Here is a 19,583-nt window from a genome sequence, read left to right on the forward strand (position 1 = left end):
AACAATAAATACTTTCAGGTGCTGCTATTCCATGACCCAAACTACGACAGCCAGCGGAAGGCGTCTGGCAAACCAAATCCTTGACCTGATACGTGAAGCAAAATTTGAGCCAGGTCATCATCTCAGGGAGCAACAGTTAGCCGATATGCTCGGCGTTTCACGTACTCCGGTGCGTACTGCACTGAAATTATTGTGTGAATTAGGGATTATCGAGGCGAGGCGGAATCAGGGATTTTTCCTGCTAAAGGCGTTTGACGAACTCCAGCGCATCAGCATTGATATCCCCGCCAGCAGCGATCAGGATTTATACGAGCAACTGGTGAAAGACCGCATTGGTGGCAAATTACCGGATTCCCTGACGCAGACGGAAATCGCCCAGCGTTATGACGTCGATCGTGGTGTGCTGGCGCGGACTTTGTTGCGTCTGGCGGAGGACGGGTTGATCGCCCGCAACAAAGGGCACGGTTGGTCGTTTTTACCGACGCTGAATACCGATGTGGCGCTGAGCAACGGCTACGGTTTTCGTCTGATGATCGAACCGGGCGCGATGCTGGCGACCGGTTTCCACGCCGATAAAAGCGCGCTGAGGCGTTTGCGGATGCAGCATATTTATCTGATCACGCATCCGGATATTCTGGCCGTTGATGGCCGCCAGATTTTCGAAACTGATGCCACTTTCCACGAGATGCTGGCGGAATTCAGCGGAAATATTTTTGTGTTACAGGCGATTCAGCAGCAAAACAGGCTGCGACGTTTGCTTGAGTTCGGCAGTTACACCAATAAACAACGCGTGCGCGAATGGTGCGAGGAACATGTCGCGATCATCGACGCCGTGATGGAAGGACGAATGGAGGCGGCGGCAGAAATGATGCGCAGCCACCTGCAGTCGGCTTATCAAATGGTGCTCAACAAGGTCAGTAAGGTTGGGTAACCCATTGATGAAAAATTAGTTAATTTTTGTCATACGTAAACCAGAGGAAAATGTGATGGATTTTGGTATTCAGGGCCGCGTGGCGCTGGTCAGTGGTGCAGGCGGCGGATTAGGCCGGGCAATGGCCATTGCTCTGGCGGGTGAAGGTGTGCAGGTGGCGGTTTGCGGGCGAACGCTGAGCGCATTGCAGGAAACCGTCAGCCTGATCGAAAAGCAGGGCGGAACCGCGCAGGCCTGGGTGTTAGATCTCACGGCTTCGGAAAGTTTCGATGATGTTCTGATGCAAATCCGCCGCACTTTCGGAGCTGTCGGTATTCTGGTTAACAATTCCGGTGGGCCGCCGCCAACAAAAGCGTCAGGTGTGGCGCCGGATGCCTGGCAGACACAGTTTTCGACCATGGTCAGCTCGCTTATCCAGCTCACCGATAAAGTGCTACCGGACATGCGCAATGCGGGCTGGGGACGAATTATTACCAGTACCTCATCGGGCGTGATCGCGCCGATTGCTAATCTCGGGATGTCGAATACGCTGCGTATGGCACTGGTTGGCTGGTCTAAAACGCTGGCATCCGAAGTTGCAGGTGAAGGCATCACAGTGAATGTCATGGTGCCGGGGCGCATTTCTACTCAGCGTCTGGGGCAGCTTGACGCTGCACGCGCCGGTCGGGAAGGCACTTCAGTGGAAGATGTCGCGGCGAAAAGTGCCGCCAGTATTCCGGCGAAACGCTACGGAAAACCGGAAGAGTACGGCGCGGTGGCGGCTTTTCTCGCCAGCCAGCAGGCGTCTTACATGACCGGGTCGGTCATCCGCGTAGATGGTGGCATGATCCCATCCGTCTGATTTTTAGATCGCGGCCCGGGCTGTGGCCGCCTCTGTTATTAACCCTGCTAATTTATAAGCGTGACCTATAAGAATGCATGATATTGGTGCATCCCTCTTTTGAAGCGCATTTAATTCCTTTCATTTTTGGCATCCCCGGTTGTTTCACACCCATTCTGCGTAATCGTTTTTTCTTATATTTTGAGAGGTTAGCCTCTTGTACCGACGTTTTTACACGGCGCGCCGGAGATTGGCGTAAATCTTGCTTTTATCAGTCCAGCTTATTATTTACATCAATCACGTCAGCCCGGGGTTACCCCTTTCGCGCAAGATGGAGACAGAGATGAATCTCAGACGTCTGAAGTACTTTGTGAAAATCGTCGATATTGGCAGCCTGACGCAGGCCGCTGATGTTCTGCACATCGCCCAACCGGCACTTAGCCAGCAACTGGCGACCCTGGAAGGGGAATTGCAGCAACAATTGCTGATTCGCACCAAGCGCGGCGTCACTCCCACTGAAGCCGGTAATATTCTGTATTCCCACGCGCAGGCGATTTTGCGCCAGTGCGACCAGATCCACAGTGCAGTTAACAATGCTGGTCAGTCGCTGAACGGGCAGGTTTCCGTAGGCCTTGCGCCGGGCACAGCGGCTTCTCAGCTGGCGGTGCCGTTGTTGCAGGCGGTACGTAAACAGCATCCGGGTATTTTGTTGTATCTGAATGAAAATTTTGGCACGGCGCTGGGCGACCTGGTTCTCAACGGTCGTATGGATATGGCGGTTTTTTACGGCACCAATATGGTCGCCGGACTGAGCAGTCAGCCGCTGATGAAAGAGGATTTGTATCTCGTCGGGGCGCACTCTGTGCTGAATCCGGGGAAATATGTCGAACTGAGCGACGTGGCAAAAATGAATTTGTTCATGCCGCGTTCGCATAACGTAACCCGCCGCCTGGTGGATGACGCTATGTCTCTGCGTCGCCTGAGCGCGAATATCATCGGGGAAATTGAATCTTCCGCCACACTGACGGCGGCTGTTGCCAGTGGTCTGGGCGTCACCATTTTGCCCGAATCGGCAGCCCGCGCTATGACCGGCCCTGCCAAAGCCTGGATGTCATGCATCAGCAGCCCTGCGATTCAGGTTCCGCTTTCACTTTGTGTTTCTGAAACGCTGGCGTTATCGCAGGAAGCGATGGCAGTGAAGAAAATTCTGTTGTCGTTGGTCTTTGAGCAAACCGCACCGGTGCTGGAGCCGATGCTGGTCGCGAGCTGAAATCTGACATTGCCCTCATCCCGCAGGAGAGGGCAATACTTTAACTTTCCATTCTTCCCATCACCGATGCACCCACCAGACCACCGTCGGTCAGGAATTTCCCCGGCACCAGCAGCGTGTGTTCATAAGTGTGCAGAACCCCGCCGCGTACTTTTACATCCAGGGCGGCGATCAGTTCTGTGGCAGAAGCCAGCCCGCCACCGGCGACAATCCGCGAAGGCCCGAGAATATTAACCAGCAATGCCAGCGGTTCGGCGACGAGTTCCAGCCAGGCGTTGACGGTGAGAGACGCGTCGGTATCGTCATTCAGCCAGCCGGTGACGATCTCCAAACTTGTTTTTTTCTGACGATGAAAATGGTGATGCAAACGCTCCATGCCGCGTGCGCCGCCGAGCATGTCGAGACAACCTATCTGGCCGCAACCGCATTTCAGACGCGGAACGGAGTAGTTTTCGCCATTAATCATCAGTTCCGTGCGCGTGATCGCGCCATGCCCCCATTCACCGGTGACACCGCCGTGCCCGCGAACCAGATGGCCGTTGATCACTAATCCGCCACCGACGCCGGTGCCCAGAATAATGGCGACCACCACCGGCTGATGTTGCGCGTTACCGGCATGGGCTTCGGCAAGGGCAAAACAATCGGCGTCATTTGCCGCCGTGACCGGACGTGCAAGCGCAACGCTGAGATCTCTTGCCAGCGAATGGCCGGTAAATGCAGGAATATTGGTCGCCAGCATTTCGCCGGTTTGTGGCGAAACCAGTCCGGCAGTGGAAATCGCCAGCGGTGTTCCGGCAGGTAAGTCCACGCCAAATTTGTCGATCAGATCTTGCATCGCCTGCACAAAATCGTCCCAGGAAGAAACCGGCGTCGGGACTTTGCCGCATTCTTCCATTTCGCCCGGATGGCGCGAAACACCAAACTTAATAAATGAACCGCCGATATCGGCGCAAAAAACAGCAGAAGTCATGAGCGTGTGTCCAGTAAATCCCGCAGCCCGTCGCCCAGTACGTTAAAACCAAGCACGGTCAGCATAATGGCCAGACCCGGGAACAGCGAAAGGTAGATATTAATGCCAAGGAAGTTGCGGCCATCGCTCATCATGGTACCCCATTCCGGCATCGGCGGCTGCACACCCAGGCCGAGAAACGACAGGCTGGCGGCGGCGAGAATAACAGTGCCGGCGGTCAGCGTCGATTGCACGATAATCGGCCCGATGGCATTGCGCAGAATGTAATGCACGATAATGCGGTAATTCGACAACCCGAGCGCCTGCGCCGCTTCAACATATTCCATCTGCTTTAAACCGAGCGTCAGGTTACGGCTCAGACGCGCGTACACAGGTATGGCGAACAGCGAAATGGCGATCAGCAGATTCACCAGGCCGCCACCAAGAATGCTGACCACCAAAATTGCCAGCACGATGCCCGGAAACGCGAACAGCATATCCATAAACCACATAATGATCATGTCGGTATAACGACCGGTCATACCGGCAATAATGCCCAGCGGAATACCGATAATCATTGCCAGACCGACGCTCAGCACCACTTCAATAATCGAAATACGCGCCCCGTAAATGACGCGGGCAAAAATATCGCGGCCGTAATCGTCAGTGCCAAACCAGTGATCGGCACCAGGGGAAAGCAGGGTATCAATCAGATCTTGTGCGTAGGGGTCGTGACGGGCAATCAGCGGAGCGAACAGGCCCATCAGCACAATCAGACTGACGATAAATCCGCCGATGGAGACTGCCGGATGTCGCCACAACCAGCGGAAAAACCGCAGCGTGCGCGGTTTGCGACGGGGTAATTGCGTGATAATGGCAGACATTAATCGAACCTTATTTTTGGATTCAGGAAAGCGATCAGTAATTCACCGAGTAGATTCATCACCACCACACCGCAGACAGCCACCAGCGCGACGCCCTGAATAACCGGATAATCGCGATACCGCACGGAATCCACCAACAGGCGGCCAATGCCCGGCCAGTTAAAGACGGATTCGGTGACCACCGCGCCGCCAATCAGACTGCCGAAGTTAAGTGCCACAATAGTGACAATTGGGATCAGCGCGTTACGAAACGCGTGACTGCAATATACGGTCGTTGCCGACAATCCTTTGGCCCGGGCTGTCCGGATATAATCTTCCGAGAGCACATCCAGCATGCTGGAACGCGTCATGCGCGCCATCACCGCCATCGGTAAAACGGCAAGCGTCACAGAAGGCAGAATGTAGCTTTTCCACGACGTCGCGCCGAGTAACGGCAGCCATCCGAGATTGACTGAGAAGGTGTTCATCGCCATCAGCCCCAGCCAGAAGTTGGCGATGGAGGCACCGGCAATTGCCAGCAACATCACGCCAAAATCCGGCCAGCGATTACGGTATACCGCGCCTATCATGCCCGCCGGAACGCCCACCGCCACTGCCAGAAAATATGACAGCACCGCCAGCATCAGCGTGTAAGGCATGCGTTCTCCGATTTCCTGCGTCACAGGCTGCTGCGACTGCAACGAGACGCCGAGATTGCCGTGCAGAACGTCACCGGCGAAATGCAGATACTGCGTCACCAGCGGCTGATCCAACCCGAGGCGCACACGCATGGCATCGACGGCTTCCTGCGTGGCTTCAGGCCCGGCCATCAGACGCGCCGGATCGCCCGGCAGCGCGCGGATGGACACAAAAATCAGCATCGAAACCCCGATCAGAATGATCGGGAAGGCGATGAGTTTTTTGGCAAGATAGGCTTTCATGGCTATTTTCCACTGTAAATGCTGCGGTTATTTTTTCTGTGCATCTTTCACCACAATTTGCCCGCCCGGGATCATCGTGACGCCTGAAATGTTTTTGCCGGTGGCATACAAATCATTCTGGTAATACAACAGCACCTGCGGCGCCTGCTGGTTGATTTCTTTTTGTGCATCAACATAAATCGCGTTGCGGGTATTTTCATCCAGTGTCGACGCGGCTTTGTCTAACATTTCATCCAGTTTCGGATCATTAAAGAAACCGAGATTCGCGCCACCCGGAGCAAAACTTTTGCTGTAGTACAGCGGACGAAGTTGCAGGTCTGCGCCGTTCGCGCCGGAAGACCAGGAAGCCAGAATCGCACCGGTGTTATCGGCTTTTTTGCCGGCCTGATCGGCGAATGCCGCTTTGGTCCACACGCCGCTTTCCATGATTTTCACGTCAAGTTTCACGCCGATTTTAGCCCACATGCTTTGCAGCACCTGACCGATACGCGCGTCCTGACCTTGCACGGCAATCGACATAGTAAATCCGTCAGCGACACCGGCTTCTTTGAGCAGGGCTTTGGCTTTTGCCAGATCCAATGGATAGGGGTTCAGGGTTTTGTCATAACCGGCAGTGACCGGTGCCAGCGGAGAGTTCGCCGGTTGGGCGAAGCCGGACATGATGGCGCGCACCAGACCGTCACGGTCAGTGGCGTAGTTCAGAGCCTGACGCACACGGACGTCGCTGAGCGGTTTGAGATCGGTATTCAGTGCCACCCAGAATACGGATGCACCCGGGCTTTCATGCAGGTCGAACTTCGGATTGTTTTTCAGCACGCGGGCAAACTGCGGCGGCACCGGGTTAATCACATCAGTTTCGCCCGCCTGCAACGCCATATTCATCACTGAAGGTTCAGCGCTCCACGTCCATTTGATGTCATCCGGCCCGGCGGCTTTGTCCCCCCAGTAACCCGGATATTTTTCTTCCAGAACGAATTCACCGGTTTTGTATTGCACCATTTTGTACGGCCCGGTACCGACGGCTTTGCTGTCGAGTGTCCCGGTTTTATCGGCAGCCGGGCTGACCATCAGGCAGGCGCCGGTGGTCAGTAAATTCAGGAATGCCGGATAAGGTTTTTTCAGTTTGAAGACGACGGTGGAGTCGTCGGTTTTGGTCACGCTGTCGAGGAAGGTGCGCAGACGTCCGCTGGCCGCCAGACCGCGTTTGGTGTCGAGATGGCGGGCAAAGTTAGCGACTACCGCATCGGCATTGAACGGCGTGCCGTCATGGAACGTGACGCCGCTGCGCAGTTTGAATGTCCACACCAGTCCGCTTTCATCGCTGCTCCACGAGGTCGCAAGCGCGGCTTCGGGTTTCAGCTGCGGCGACATGCGCAACAGGCCTTCATACATCGGATCCAGCACGGTGCCGGTGAAGGTCGCGGTCTGGTTGCCCGGATCCATACTGCGCGGCGCTTCGTTTTGCATCACGTTCAGTGTGGCGGCGAAAACCGGAAGCGAAAACGCCGCCAGAAGTGCACTGCTCAGCAGCGTTAACTGCACGGGACGCCGGATGTAACGGGTAATCTTCATGTTCTGCCCTCTGCGTGAAAAATCGGATTAAGTGGCTCTGGCTACGTCTGCCGGTTCGCTGAAACAGCGGTTTTAATGACAGTTTGTTTTAACAAAGAGATTTAACAAATAGTTCATATGAAATACTTATATACCAACATTTAGTTTATTTTGTGAACTAATTGGCATTGATATATCCATTTCTACCGTTTAATGTCAATGCAGATGACCGAAAACTGAGAGCGCCGAAACGAATATGCTAACAACTTTGCAACGTCAGATATTGGGTGCGGTTAATGCATCCGGCGGTCTGAGCCGTACCGAACTGGCGCAGCTTTCAGGAATGAGCAAAGCGGCAATTGGCGGCGTGGTGCGTGAAATGATCGACGCCGGTTTCCTGCACGAAGCGGAAACCGTGCCGGGAAACGGACAGGGAAGACCGTCGGTACGGCTGGTGGTTCATCCGGATGGCGCATGGTTTGCGGGCGTTTCTTTGCTGCAAAATCCGGCGCAGATGGCGCTGATCAATCTGCATGGCGAAATCCTTTCGCGGGTATCTTTCATTGCAGATGCCAGTCCGCAGCGTCTGGCAGAAAACATCGCCAGCGCGTTACCGGCACTGCTGGAGCCCCATCCGGAAGCGGCGAAAAAGCTGGTCGGTCTGGGCGTGACGTTATCCGGCCTTATCGATGAACATCAGTCCACCTGCGTGCAGTCGGCGCTGCTTGGCTGGCGCGATGTGCCGCTGGCCAGCCTGATTTCGCAGGCAACCTGCATGGACGTGGCTATCGAAAATGACGCCAAAGCGCTGGCGGTGAGTGAGAAAAATTTCGGACAGGCGCGGGATCTGAGCAGCTTTACGCTGGTCAGCCACGGCGCCGGCATCGGCAGCGCGCACTTTGTTGCCGGTCAGCTGCATCGCGGACTGCACGGTGGCGCAGGGGAAATCGCCCACTGCACGCTGGAACTGAATGGTTTGCCGTGTCGCTGCGGCAAGCGCGGCTGTCTGGATACGCTGGCGTCTCTGAATGCCATTGCGGAAATGGCCAGAGACGGCGGGCTGGAAACGACCACCATCGGCGGCCTGGAAAAACTGGCGATGCAGGGCGTCAGCGAAGCGGTGCGTATTCTGCACCGTGCCGGTTCGGCGCTCGGTTTAGCGATATCCCATCTGATTCAAATTAATGACCCGGACCTGATCCTGATTGCACATCAGGATGCCGATTTTTCCGGGCTGTTTGGTACGGTTGTTCATCAGTCTATCGAAGCTAACGTTTTGCCGGGAAATGCCGGAAAAACGCCGGTTCGTACTTTTACCCTAAACGACGACACCTGGGCGCGCGCGGCGGCGAGTATTGCTGCACATCGCTTTCTGGTCGGTCTGAAGCCTGTCTGAGGAATCATCAACATGCGTATAGCTGTCAGCGGTATCCACATTGAATGCAGCACTTATAACCCGGTGCTGAATGAGGAGAAGGATTTCACCGTCGTGCGTGACGCCCAGTTACTGGCGTCCCCGCGTTTTCGTTTTTTGCAGGATTATCCGGCGACGTTTTTACCGACGATCCATGCCCGCGCCATTGCCGGGGGGCCGGTAGCCCGCGCGACGTACGATAAATTCAAAGCGGAAATGTTGGCTGGACTGGAAGCGCAAAAACCGTTTGATGGCGTATATCTGGCTATGCACGGGGCGATGTATGTCGAAGGGCTGGAAGATGCTGAAGGTGACTGGATTGCTGCCGCGCGTAAAGCCGTCGGGCCTGATTGTCCGATCAGCGTCAGTTACGATCTGCACGGTAATGTTTCGCAGCGGATCATCGACGCCATTGATATGTTTTCGACTTACCGCACCGCGCCGCACATCGATGTGGAGGAAACCATGCGCCGTTCGGTCGCCATGCTGGTGAAACATCTGCAAACCGGCATAAAACCGACGCTGCTGTGGGTGCCGGTGCCAGTGGTATTACCCGGCGAACGCACCAGCACGGAAGATGAACCGGCGAAAAGTTTGTATGCCCGTTTACCACAAATGGATGAAGTTGAGGGCGTGTGGGACAGCTCGCTGATGGTCGGTTATGTGTGGGCGGATGAACCACGGGCGACGGCGGCGGTTATCATGACCGGCACCGACCGTTCTGCGCTGGAACAGCAGGGCACGCAACTGGCACAGGCTTACTGGGACGTACGCGAAGATTTCGTGTTTGGCTGCGAAACAGACACCGTAGAAGCCTGCGTGAAAAAAGCGATTGCCTGTGAAACACGTCCGGTGGTGCTGGCAGATTCCGGCGATAACCCGACGGGTGGCGGTGTGGGTGACCGCGCGGATGTGTTGCAGGAGCTTATCAGACAGTACGCGCAAAATACGATTGTGGCAGGTATTGCCGATGCGCCTGCAACCGATGCAGCATTCAATGCTGGCGTGGGTTCAGTACTGACGCTGACACTCGGTGCTTCGCTGGACTCTTCCAGCCCGCAGGTGAAAGGCGAGTTTGAAGTGGTTTTCCTGCTCGATGCACTGACACCGGCTGACCGTCAGGCAGTATTGCGCACCGGCGGAATTGATGTGGTGGTGTCGGCGCGTCGTCGTCCGTATCACAACATCAGTGATTTCACCGTGCTGGAACGGGATCCGCATACTGCCGATATCGTGGTGGTGAAATCCGGTTATCTGTCGCCGGAACTGGCACCGATTGCCAGTCCCAATCTGATGGCACTGTCTAACGGCGTGGTGGATCAGTTTGTAGAGCGTTTGCCGCGTCACCGCAAAGCGCGCAAAACGTTCCCGTTTGACAGGGATTTCAGCTATACGCCGCAGGTGCAGCTTTCCGCGCGCAGTAAATAATTCAGGAGCCAAAAAGATGAATCAGACTGCCGGACAGCAGGAAAAACGTCAGCCCGTGCTGAGCGTGAAGCATCTGACCACTTCATTTCTCGGCGAAGACGACTGGCTGCCGGTGGTGCGCGATTTGTCGTTTGACGTCTGTGCTGGAGAAACGCTGGCGATTGTCGGTGAATCCGGTTCCGGCAAGAGCGTGACGTCGCTGTCAGTGATGCGTTTACTCAAAGCGCAAAGCAGCCGGATTGAGGGCGAGGTCTGGCTCAATCAGCGCAATCTGTTGCGTCTGTCGGACAAGCAAATGCGTGATATCCGCGGCAATGAAATGGCGATGATTTTTCAGGAACCCATGACGTCGCTCAATCCGACTTTCAGTATTGGCCGTCAGATTGCCGAAAGCCTGAAGCGGCATCGCGGAATGTCATCTGCACAAGCACGAGCTGAAACCCTGCGGTTGCTGGAGAAGGTGCGTATCCCGAATGCCAAAGCGCGGTTTGACGAGTATCCCCATCAGTTTTCCGGCGGTATGCGCCAGCGCGTAATGATTGCGATGGCACTGGCGCTGAAACCTAAATTGCTGATTGCAGATGAACCTACGACCGCGCTGGATGTGACGATTCAGGGGCAAATACTGGATTTGATCAAGACGTTGCAGGAAGAAGAAGGAATGGCGGTGCTGTTCATCACCCACGATATGGGCGTGGTGGCGGAGATTGCCGACCGGACGCTGGTGATGTATCGCGGGGAAGCGGTGGAAAGCGGCGCAACGGAAGATATTTTCCATCGTCCGCAGCATCCGTATACCCGCGCATTACTGGCGGCGGTGCCGAAATTAGGGTCGATGCAGGGGCGCGACTGGCCGCTTCGCTTTCCGCAAATCAATCTGCAAACCGGCGAAGCCAGTGTGCCGCAGGAAGTCGCAGGAACGATAGATTCCGGACTGACACCGTTGTTATCGGTGAAAAATCTCAGCGCGCGTTTTCCGGTATATGGCGGCATTTTCAGCCGTCAGGTTGGTGCAGTTCATGCAGTGGAAAACATCAGCTTTGATTTATTTCAGGGGGAAACGCTTTCGCTGGTCGGCGAATCTGGCTGCGGAAAGTCCACCACCGGCCGCGCGGTAACCAGACTGCTGAAACCACACAGCGGCGCGATTGATTTCGACGGCTTTGATGTGACCAATCTGGGAAAACGCGACATTCTGCAAATGCGTCAGCGCATTCAGATGATATTCCAGGATCCGTTCGCCAGCCTGAATCCGCGTATGCGCATTGGTGACGCGCTGATCGAGCCGATGTTGCAACACAAACTGCATAACCGCAGCGATGCGAAAGAGAAGGCGGCGTCGCTGCTGCAAAAGGTCGGATTATCACCGGATATGTTGCGCCGTTTTCCGCATGAATTTTCCGGCGGTCAGCGTCAGCGAATTTGCATTGCGCGCGCCCTGACACTGGATCCCAAAGTGATTGTCGCCGATGAGTCGGTTTCCGCGCTGGATGTGTCAGTGAAAGCGCAGGTGGTGAATTTACTGCTCGATTTGCAGGAGAGCATGAACCTGTCGTATCTGTTTATTTCGCATGATATGGCGGTGGTCGAGCGGGTGAGTCATCGCGTGGCGGTAATGTATCTGGGCGAAATCGTGGAAATTGGCCCGCGCGGGGCGATATTTGATAACCCGCAGCATCCGTATACCAAAAAACTGATGGCGTCAGTCCCGGTGCCGGATCCGTCACGCAGAATGTTGAAGCGGCAAATGCAGGTGGATGAACTGAAAAGCCCGGTGCGTGATAACGGTTATGTTCCACCGCAAAGGCACTTTCAGGAAGTATCAGCAGGACATTTTGTTCAGGTTTGATTGGGAATACAGAGAAGGTGTTTCTGGGAAGTGACTCAGGGATGAGTCTGGAACATGGTGGTGGGGGAAGGATTCGAACCTTCGAAGTCGATGACGGCAGATTTACAGTCTGCTCCCTTTGGCCGCTCGGGAACCCCACCACAATTTTTCGTGGTATTTACTACGTACTTCTTAGCCATAAATCATCATGCGCTACATGGATGATTTCTCGTTACAGCGGTTAGCTGCGAACGGGGCGCATAATACCAAATGATTCGAAGGTGTAAAGCGCTGAAAGCGATAATAAAGTTCGTTTGCGGTTTTTTTGTTCTTAACGGTGCTTCTCTGAACGAAAAGCACCGTCAGAATGCGGTTTACAGAATTACCGTGCGGTTTCCGTAAACAAATACGCGCTGTGCCAGCACGCGGTATAACGCCCGGCTGAGGACGTTTTTCTCAACGTCACGCCCTGCGCGCATCATATCTTCAGCTGTGTAAGTGTGATCCACGTTGATAACGTCCTGCATGATGATCGGCCCTTCATCGAGATTGTCATTGACGTAGTGCGCCGTGGCACCAATCAGCTTTACACCACGCTCATACGCCTGATGATACGGGCGCGCGCCAATAAATGCCGGCAGGAAAGAGTGGTGAATGTTGATCACCTGATGCGGATAATGCTGCACAAAGCCTGGTGTGAGCACGCGCATGTATTTCGCGAGAACCACATAGTCCGGCTGATACTGGTCAATTTGCGCAATCATCGCGCTGTCGTGCTGTTCGCGGGTCAGGCCGTCGTGACTCACCAGATGGAATGGAATATCGAATCGCTCAACCAGCGTCTGCAGGGTGTCGTGGTTACCGATTACCGCAGCAATCTCAACATCCAGACCACCGTAAGCGGCTTTCATCAGCAGGTCACCCAGGCAATGCGCCTCTTTGGTGACCAGAATGACAATGCGGCGACGTCCGGTGCTGTTCAGTTCACGGACTGACCCGGCTGGCAGTGCGCTGTCCAGGTCGGCCAGCAGGGTGTTGTCATTGAAAATCCCCTCCAGCTCTGTGCGCATAAAGAAGCGGCCGGTGCGGTGATCCACAAATTCATTGTTCTGCACGATATTGAGTTCGTGCTTGTAGCAAATGTTAGTAATTTTGGCGATCAGACCTTTTGCGTCAGGGCAAATGGTGCGTAATACCTTGGTTTGTACGTTCTGTTGCGGCATGAGGGTGTGGATCCTGTCCAAGACTTATAAATATTACGGGTGAATTATTTACCGCAGCACTTCTTATATTTTTTGCCGGAACCGCACGGGCAGGCGTCGTTGCGGCCTGTCTGCGGTTTAATTCCGTCGATATAGTACCAGCGTTCTTTTAAACGAAGAAATCTGGAGCGTTCATGAATGAGGTGAATATGTTCATCACCGGCTTCAGTGAAGCGCGCTGCAAACTCGACAAAGCCTTCCTTATTGTCACGCCCGTCAGTTTCGCTGATCACCTGAAGTCCTCGCCAGTGCGTGCTGGCAAAGCCTTCCTGTAAACTGTCACGCCATCTTTCTGGTTGACAGTCAGGGTGCCAGCTGGCGATCAGATAACTCGCATTTTTCAAAACGTAGGCTGTGTAGCGTGAGCGCATCAAAGCTGCCGGAGAAAGCGCCAGTTTGTTCTCAGTGATGTAGGGCTGGCAGCATTCTTCATAAGCAAGGCTGCTGCCGCAAGGGCAAAGTTCTGACACAGAAACTCCTGAATAGTCCGGGCATCGACATCCGATGCGCAGGCTGCGCTATTGAATGCACCAAAGTGATATGTTACCTAACAAACTCGCCGGGTGACAACGCGCTTCCCGGTCCATTCTTAAGATATGCGTAATATTAAGGTCATAAGATGAGCAGAAAAGTCACCATCGGTCTTGCCCTGGGATCGGGAGCGGCAAAAGGGTGGGCGCACATTGGCGTGATCAATGCCCTGAAGGAAATGGATATCGAAGTCGATGTAGTGGCAGGTTGTTCGGTCGGGGCGCTGGTCGGTGCCGCTTATGTGAGCAACAGATTACCGGCGATTGAAAGCTGGGTGCGCTCGTTCAGCTACTGGGATGTGTTGCGGCTGATGGATTTTTCATGGCGACGCGGAGGTTTGCTGCGCGGGGAGCGAGTTTTTAATGCGGTCGGTCAGCTGATCCGCATCGATGAATTTGAAAAATGTTCGAAGAAGTTTGGTGCCGTGGCGACCAATCTGAGTACCGGTCGCGAACTGTGGCTGACCGAAGGCGACCTGCATCTGGCTATTCGCGCCTCGTGCAGTATGCCGGGTCTGCTGGCGCCGGTCTGGCATAACGGTTACTGGCTGGTTGACGGTGCAGTTGTGAATCCGGTTCCGGTGTCACTGACCCGCGCTCTGGGGGCGGATATCGTGATTGCTGTCGATCTCCAGCATGACGCACATCTGATGCAGCAAGATTTGCTTACCGTTCAGCCGACCGGAGAAGCACTAAATACTGAGAAAGAAGTCAGCTGGCGTGACAGAATCCGCCAGCGCTTAACCCGCCCGAACGCCAGAAAGCCGAATGTCAGCCCTTCGGCGATGGAGATTATGTCTACCTCTATTCAGGTGCTGGAGAACCGGCTTAAGCGTAACCGCATGGCAGGCGATCCGCCGGATGTGTTGATCCAGCCGTATTGCCCGCAGATTTCGACGCTGGATTTTCATCGCGCAGAAGAAGCGATTGAAGCGGGCCGTCTTGCGGTTGAAAAGCAAAGAGAGCAGTTGCTGCCCCTGATAAAAAATAGACAATTCTGAATGGCTTAAAACGTCTTTGGTTGAATCTGACAATTCTGCCAAGCAAAAACAGGCTTTATGAGCCACTATTAGAATAAGAAATTCTGGGGGACCCTGATGGACAAGCCACTTACAAGCAAGCATATTCTCATCGTTGAAGACGAAGCCGTTTTCCGATCAATTCTTGCTGGCTATGTAAGTTCACTGGGTGCCACTTTTACTGAAGCTGAGAATGGTCTTGAAGCGTTATCCCTGCTTGAAGACTACCCGCCTGACCTGATCCTCTGTGACTTAGCAATGCCAGAAATGGGCGGGATGGAGTTTGTTGAAAACCTGCGGTTGCAGGGCAATAAAATCCCGGTGCTGGTGATTTCTGCCACAGACAAAATGACCGATGTCGCATCTATGTTGCGACTCGGCGTCGAAGATGTGTTGCTCAAACCCATTAACGATTTGCAGCGTTTACGTGAGGCGTTGCTTTCGTCACTGTACCCAAAGCTGTTTTCCTCGCAGGCAATGGAAGAAAGTTCGCTGGTTCAGGACTGGGAAGCGCTGTGCCGTAATCCCAATGAAGCACAACGGTTATTGCAGGAACTGCAACCGCCGGTTCAGCAAACGCTGGCGAATTGTCGCATTAATTACCGACAACTGACGACGGCGGAGCATCCGGGGCTGGTGCTCGATATTGCTGCGCTGTCATCCAAAGATCTCGGGTTTTATTGTCTGGATGTCACCCGCGCGAATGAGAACGGCGTTCTGGCGGCATTATTATTGCGGGCAATTTTTAACAGCTTATTACGTGAGCATTTGAGTAATCAGCAACAGCGGCTGCCGCAGATGTCAACATTGCTTAAGCAAGTTAATCATCTTTTCAGGCAGGCTAATCTTGAAGGGCAATTCCCTTTGTTGCTCGGCTATTATCACGCAGGGTTTAAGAATCTCATTCTGGTTTCTGCCGGATTACATGCCAACGTCAATACCGGAACAAATATGATCCAGCTCAGTAACGGTGTTCCGCTGGGCACGACGGGCGCGACATATTCTAATCAAATCAGTCAGAAATGTGATGCGTGGCAGTGTCAGGTATGGGGCTCGGGTGGGCGTCTGAGATTAATGCTGTCCGTAGAGTGAGCAAAGTTATTGTCTTTGATAATAATGTCTTAAAAACATTGAGCATTTTTTCCGCGTGTTATTACGTATCTCCGTTTTATTTCATTCTTCTAAGACCTATCTTATGCAAAATATGCCTTTGCAGGCGAACTTGCGGCTGAAACTGGTATAATGCGTTCCGGAATTTTGGCTGTCTATTTCACGTTGTTAAAAAATAACAAATAGGAATTCGCTGATGAAAGTAACAGTTTTTGGTATCGGTTACGTCGGACTTGTTCAGGCGGCGGTTCTTGCTGAAGTCGGGCATGAAGTTTTGTGCATCGATGTCGACGCAAAAAAAGTGGAAAACCTGAAGAACGGGCTGATCCCAATTTTTGAACCAGGCTTGACTCCTCTGGTACAACGCAATTACGAAGCAGGGCGTTTACTGTTCAGCACCAATGCGGCTGAAGGTGTTGCTCATGCGACCGTACAGTTTATCGCTGTCGGTACTCCGCCGGATGAAGATGGTTCTGCGGATCTTAAATATGTGACTGCTGTGGCGCGTACGATTGCCGAGCACATGACCGAACCTAAAGTGGTCATTGATAAATCTACCGTGCCGGTGGGTACCGCCGATAAAGTGCGCGCAGTAATGAGTGAAAAACTCAAAGAGCGCGGCGTGGATATCAGTTTCGATGTCGTCTCCAACCCTGAATTCCTGAAAGAGGGGGCCGCGGTCGCTGACTGTATGCGTCCTGAGCGTATCGTCATCGGCACCGATAATCCTGATGCCATCGATCCTATCCGTGAGCTTTACGAGCCATTTAACCGTAACCACGATCGTATGATCCTGATGGATATCCGCAGTGCAGAACTGACCAAATATGCAGCCAACTGTATGCTGGCGACGAAAATCAGTTTCATGAATGAAATGTCGAATCTGGCAGAAATGCTGGGTGCAGATATCGAAAAAGTGCGTCAGGGTATTGGGTCTGATTCTCGTATCGGATACCACTTTATCTACCCAGGCTGCGGTTATGGCGGTTCCTGTTTCCCGAAAGACGTACAGGCATTGATCCGCACCGCAGAGCACATCGGTTATCAGCCGAAACTTCTGCAAGCGGTGGAACAGGTCAATTATCAGCAAAAATATAAATTACCTGCTTTCATTCAGCGCCACTTTGGTGAAGACCTGAAAGGCAAAACCTTTGCGCTTTGGGGACTTTCATTCAAACCGAATACCGATGACATGCGTGAAGCCTCCAGCCGTGTATTAATGGAGCAACTCTGGGCAGCCGGTGCGAAAATCAAAGCTTACGATCCGGAAGCTATGAATGAAACGCAGCGTATTTATGGTCATCGTGAAGATTTAGAATTAATGGGAACCAAAGAATCTGCATTGCACAATGCCGATGCGTTGATTATTTGTACTGAATGGCAGAACTTCCGTGCCCCTGATTTTGATGTGATTAAAAAAGCATTAAAAGAGCCGGTTATTTTTGATGGTCGAAATTTATTCGATCCTGAACGTTTGGAGAAACGCGGGTTTACTTACTACGGCATTGGCCGCGGTGCTTCAATCAATCCGGTTCTGTAAGGAGTTTTTATGAAATATCTGGTTACCGGCGCAGCGGGCTTTATTGGGTTCTATGTGTCGCAGCGTTTGTTAGCAGCGGGTCATTCAGTTGTCGGGATCGATAATCTGAATGATTATTATGACGTCAGCCTGAAACTTGCGCGGCTTGCTCAGCTGGAGAATAAAGACGGCTTCGAGTTTATTAAGCTGGATTTAGCCGATCGCGAAGGTATGGCCTCATTGTTTGCCGGGCAACGTTTCGAACGTGTGATCCATTTGGCCGCACAGGCCGGTGTCCGATATTCAATTCAAAACCCTCTGGCTTATGCTGATTCTAACCTGGTAGGGTTTGTAAACATTCTTGAAGGTTGTCGTCATAATAAAGTAGGGCATTTGCTCTATGCTTCTTCCAGCTCAGTTTATGGCCTGAACAAAAAGCAGCCTTTCTCAACCGATGATTCTGTTGACCATCCGGTTTCATTGTACGCGGCAACGAAAAAAGCCAATGAATTAATGGCTCACACCTATTCACATCTTTATGGATTACCGACGACCGGATTACGTTTCTTTACCGTATATGGTCCGTGGGGACGTCCTGATATGGCATTGTTTAAGTTTACCAAAGCAATGCTCGCAGGTGAGAGTATCGATGTTTATAACCGTGGCGAAATGCGTCGTGACTTTACTTATATCGATGATATTGCAGAAGCGATTGTTCGTTTACAAGATGTCATTCCGCAAACTGATCCGAACTGGACTGTGGAACAGGGTTCTCCGGCCAGCAGTTCAGCGCCGTATTGTGTTTATAATATCGGCAATAACAATCCGGTAAAACTGATGACATATATCAGCGCGCTGGAGCAGGCCTTAGGAATGGTGGCAGATAAGAATATGTTGCCAATGCAACCGGGCGATGTGCACGAGACCAGCGCGGATACAGGGCCGTTGTCGCAAGCTATAGGCTTTGCGCCTGAAACCAGTGTGGAGCAGGGCGTGCAGAAGTTTGTTGACTGGTATCGCGACTTTTATCAGGTCTGAGTTCAGGTTTTAAATTATGTTGGCGAAAGGCTGCTCAGGCAGCCTTTTTTATGGAATCAGTTAAGTCCTATAGCAGTCTGAATGTAATGCATTACCGAGATGTTCTGGTTTGATTTGTTATTAGTGGCAGGAGGCATTCATCGGCGGCATTAGAAAACGAAAAGCCCATCATAAAAGATGGGCTTTTTTGTATTAACATTTAAGTTAATAAGGGCAATTACAGCAGGAAATCGTCCAGTGATTTACCTTGCTCTTCGATTGCTTTCTTGATTACAGCTGGTGTACGGCCCTGGCCAGTCCAGGTTTTGTTTTCGCCGTTTTCATCGATGTATTTGTATTTAGCAGGACGCGCTGCACGTTTTGCTTTACCGGTTGCTTTAGTAGCAGCCATAGTTTGCAGCAATTCGTTAGGGTCAATACCGTCAGCAATCAGCATTTCACGGTATTGTTGCAGTTTGCGAGTGCGCTCTTCAATCTCAGCAGCTGCCTGAGAATCTTCTTCGCGACGCTCGTTCACAACAACTTCTAATTTTTCCAGCATCTCTTCCAGAGTTTCCAGAGTGCATTCTCTTGCTTGCGCACGCAGAGTACGGATGTTGTTCAGAATCTTTAATGCTTCGCTCATTATACTAGTCTCAAATTATATTGGTGGGGGGCGTTTGGCTAATAATAGAATGCTCTTCTGTATTCTGCAATAGCCAATTTGTTTGCCTGACCTTAATTTACGCATTTAAACCAAATGGTGAATGTTTGCTAAAAAATATAGACAGGACAATTCACACTATTTATCTGAGGGCTATAACCCTAATTTCAATACACGCTTATGCGCTATTGTTGCAATGCGTAAGTAGTTTTATAAGCATGCGGTTGTTCACAAAATTAAAGAAGAAGTGAAGATAACTAATGTAAGGATAGGAAAAATTTGGGGATGCTGTACTGGATCTACATACTAAGATTCTTTACTTTCCATCGTTTTCATCCTGTCAGATATTGTATAGACAAACCAGTAACGCGGACGCGCAGGTATATAAGATACGCATTGTCGGTGGAGTATTGGCGTCTGACATTACAGATAATCCTGTATTGCATTTATAATTTTTGATTGTAAGT

General features: G+C 52.4%; 17 protein-coding genes and 1 tRNA gene. 10 read left to right on the forward strand and 8 right to left on the reverse strand.

What is annotated here, in order from left to right:
- Nucleotides 1-31: 31 nt before the first annotated feature.
- The 3 genes from J1784_RS19995 (at nt 32) to nac (ending at nt 3,021) form a co-directional block, all read left to right on the forward strand.
- Nucleotides 32-931 carry a GntR family transcriptional regulator gene (locus J1784_RS19995; RefSeq protein WP_217150634.1) on the forward strand — a complete coding sequence of 300 codons (900 nt, stop codon included), beginning with the start codon at nt 32-34 and terminating at the stop codon, nt 929-931.
- Nucleotides 932-986: 55 nt separating this feature from the next.
- Nucleotides 987-1,772, forward strand: coding sequence for an SDR family oxidoreductase (locus J1784_RS20000; RefSeq protein ID WP_217150635.1), 786 nt, complete (start codon nt 987-989; stop codon nt 1,770-1,772).
- 322 nt (nt 1,773-2,094) lie between these two features.
- Nucleotides 2,095-3,021, forward strand: a complete 927-nt coding sequence (gene nac / locus J1784_RS20005) for a nitrogen assimilation transcriptional regulator NAC (RefSeq protein WP_217150636.1) — start codon at nt 2,095-2,097, stop codon at nt 3,019-3,021.
- Between the two features lie 40 nt (nt 3,022-3,061).
- Here the strand turns inward: nac and J1784_RS20010 are convergent, their stop codons facing one another.
- The 4 genes from J1784_RS20010 to J1784_RS20025 are packed head-to-tail and all read right to left on the reverse strand — an operon-like array spanning nt 3,062 to nt 7,346.
- Nucleotides 3,062-3,991, reverse strand: a complete 930-nt coding sequence (locus tag J1784_RS20010) for an ROK family protein (RefSeq protein WP_217150637.1) — start codon at nt 3,989-3,991, stop codon at nt 3,062-3,064.
- Nucleotides 3,988-4,854, reverse strand: coding sequence for an ABC transporter permease (locus J1784_RS20015; protein WP_217150638.1), 867 nt, complete (start codon nt 4,852-4,854; stop codon nt 3,988-3,990). The genes J1784_RS20010 and J1784_RS20015 overlap by 4 nt, the downstream gene beginning before the upstream one ends.
- The gene (locus tag J1784_RS20020) at nt 4,854-5,774 is read right to left on the reverse strand and encodes an ABC transporter permease (protein ID WP_120506836.1); all 921 of its coding nucleotides are present in this window, start codon (nt 5,772-5,774) and stop codon (nt 4,854-4,856) included. The genes J1784_RS20015 and J1784_RS20020 overlap by 1 nt, the downstream gene beginning before the upstream one ends.
- A gap of 27 nt (nt 5,775-5,801) precedes the next feature.
- Nucleotides 5,802-7,346, reverse strand: coding sequence for an ABC transporter substrate-binding protein (locus J1784_RS20025; RefSeq protein WP_217150639.1), 1,545 nt, complete (start codon nt 7,344-7,346; stop codon nt 5,802-5,804).
- Nucleotides 7,347-7,581: 235 nt separating this feature from the next.
- Between J1784_RS20025 and J1784_RS20030 the strand changes: the two genes are divergently transcribed.
- From J1784_RS20030 to J1784_RS20040, 3 genes are read left to right on the forward strand one after another with little or no spacing between them, the layout of a single operon-like run.
- The gene (locus tag J1784_RS20030) at nt 7,582-8,721 is read left to right on the forward strand and encodes an ROK family transcriptional regulator (RefSeq protein WP_217150640.1); all 1,140 of its coding nucleotides are present in this window, start codon (nt 7,582-7,584) and stop codon (nt 8,719-8,721) included.
- A gap of 12 nt (nt 8,722-8,733) precedes the next feature.
- Nucleotides 8,734-10,167 carry a M81 family metallopeptidase gene (locus tag J1784_RS20035; protein ID WP_217150641.1) on the forward strand — a complete coding sequence of 478 codons (1,434 nt, stop codon included), beginning with the start codon at nt 8,734-8,736 and terminating at the stop codon, nt 10,165-10,167.
- A gap of 16 nt (nt 10,168-10,183) precedes the next feature.
- Complete coding sequence (locus J1784_RS20040) at nt 10,184-12,016, forward strand: ABC transporter ATP-binding protein (protein ID WP_217150642.1); 1,833 nt, start codon at nt 10,184-10,186, stop codon at nt 12,014-12,016.
- Nucleotides 12,017-12,071: 55 nt separating this feature from the next.
- Here the strand turns inward: J1784_RS20040 and J1784_RS20045 are convergent.
- The 3 genes from J1784_RS20045 to J1784_RS20055 form a co-directional block, all read right to left on the reverse strand.
- Nucleotides 12,072-12,156 (reverse strand) — tRNA-Tyr (locus tag J1784_RS20045).
- A 213-nt stretch (nt 12,157-12,369) separates the two neighbouring features.
- Nucleotides 12,370-13,218, reverse strand: coding sequence for a formyltetrahydrofolate deformylase (purU, locus tag J1784_RS20050; RefSeq protein ID WP_101076920.1), 849 nt, complete (start codon nt 13,216-13,218; stop codon nt 12,370-12,372).
- Between the two features lie 44 nt (nt 13,219-13,262).
- Nucleotides 13,263-13,727, reverse strand: a complete 465-nt coding sequence (locus tag J1784_RS20055; protein WP_217150643.1) for a YchJ family protein — start codon at nt 13,725-13,727, stop codon at nt 13,263-13,265.
- 149 nt (nt 13,728-13,876) lie between these two features.
- Between J1784_RS20055 and rssA the strand changes: the two genes are divergently transcribed.
- The 4 genes from rssA to J1784_RS20075 all read left to right on the forward strand — a co-directional run bounded on the left by rssA (nt 13,877) and on the right by J1784_RS20075 (nt 18,473).
- The gene (rssA, locus tag J1784_RS20060) at nt 13,877-14,788 is read left to right on the forward strand and encodes a patatin-like phospholipase RssA (RefSeq protein WP_217150644.1); all 912 of its coding nucleotides are present in this window, start codon (nt 13,877-13,879) and stop codon (nt 14,786-14,788) included.
- Between the two features lie 96 nt (nt 14,789-14,884).
- Nucleotides 14,885-15,898, forward strand: a complete 1,014-nt coding sequence (gene rssB / locus J1784_RS20065) for a two-component system response regulator RssB (protein ID WP_217150645.1) — start codon at nt 14,885-14,887, stop codon at nt 15,896-15,898.
- 214 nt (nt 15,899-16,112) lie between these two features.
- Entirely contained in the window at nt 16,113-17,456 is a 1,344-nt protein-coding gene (locus tag J1784_RS20070; RefSeq protein ID WP_217150646.1) for a UDP-glucose dehydrogenase family protein, read from the forward strand.
- A gap of 9 nt (nt 17,457-17,465) precedes the next feature.
- Nucleotides 17,466-18,473: an NAD-dependent epimerase gene (locus tag J1784_RS20075; RefSeq protein ID WP_217150647.1), complete on the forward strand. Its 1,008-nt coding sequence runs from the start codon at nt 17,466-17,468 to the stop codon at nt 18,471-18,473.
- Nucleotides 18,474-18,690: 217 nt separating this feature from the next.
- Here the strand turns inward: J1784_RS20075 and hns are convergent, their stop codons facing one another.
- Entirely contained in the window at nt 18,691-19,098 is a 408-nt protein-coding gene (gene hns, locus J1784_RS20080) for a histone-like nucleoid-structuring protein H-NS (RefSeq protein ID WP_120130915.1), read from the reverse strand.
- Between the last annotated feature and the right edge of the window lie 485 nt (nt 19,099-19,583).

This window comes from Rahnella ecdela (assembly GCF_019049625.1).
Taxonomy (GTDB): Bacteria; Pseudomonadota; Gammaproteobacteria; order Enterobacterales; family Enterobacteriaceae; genus Rahnella; species Rahnella ecdela.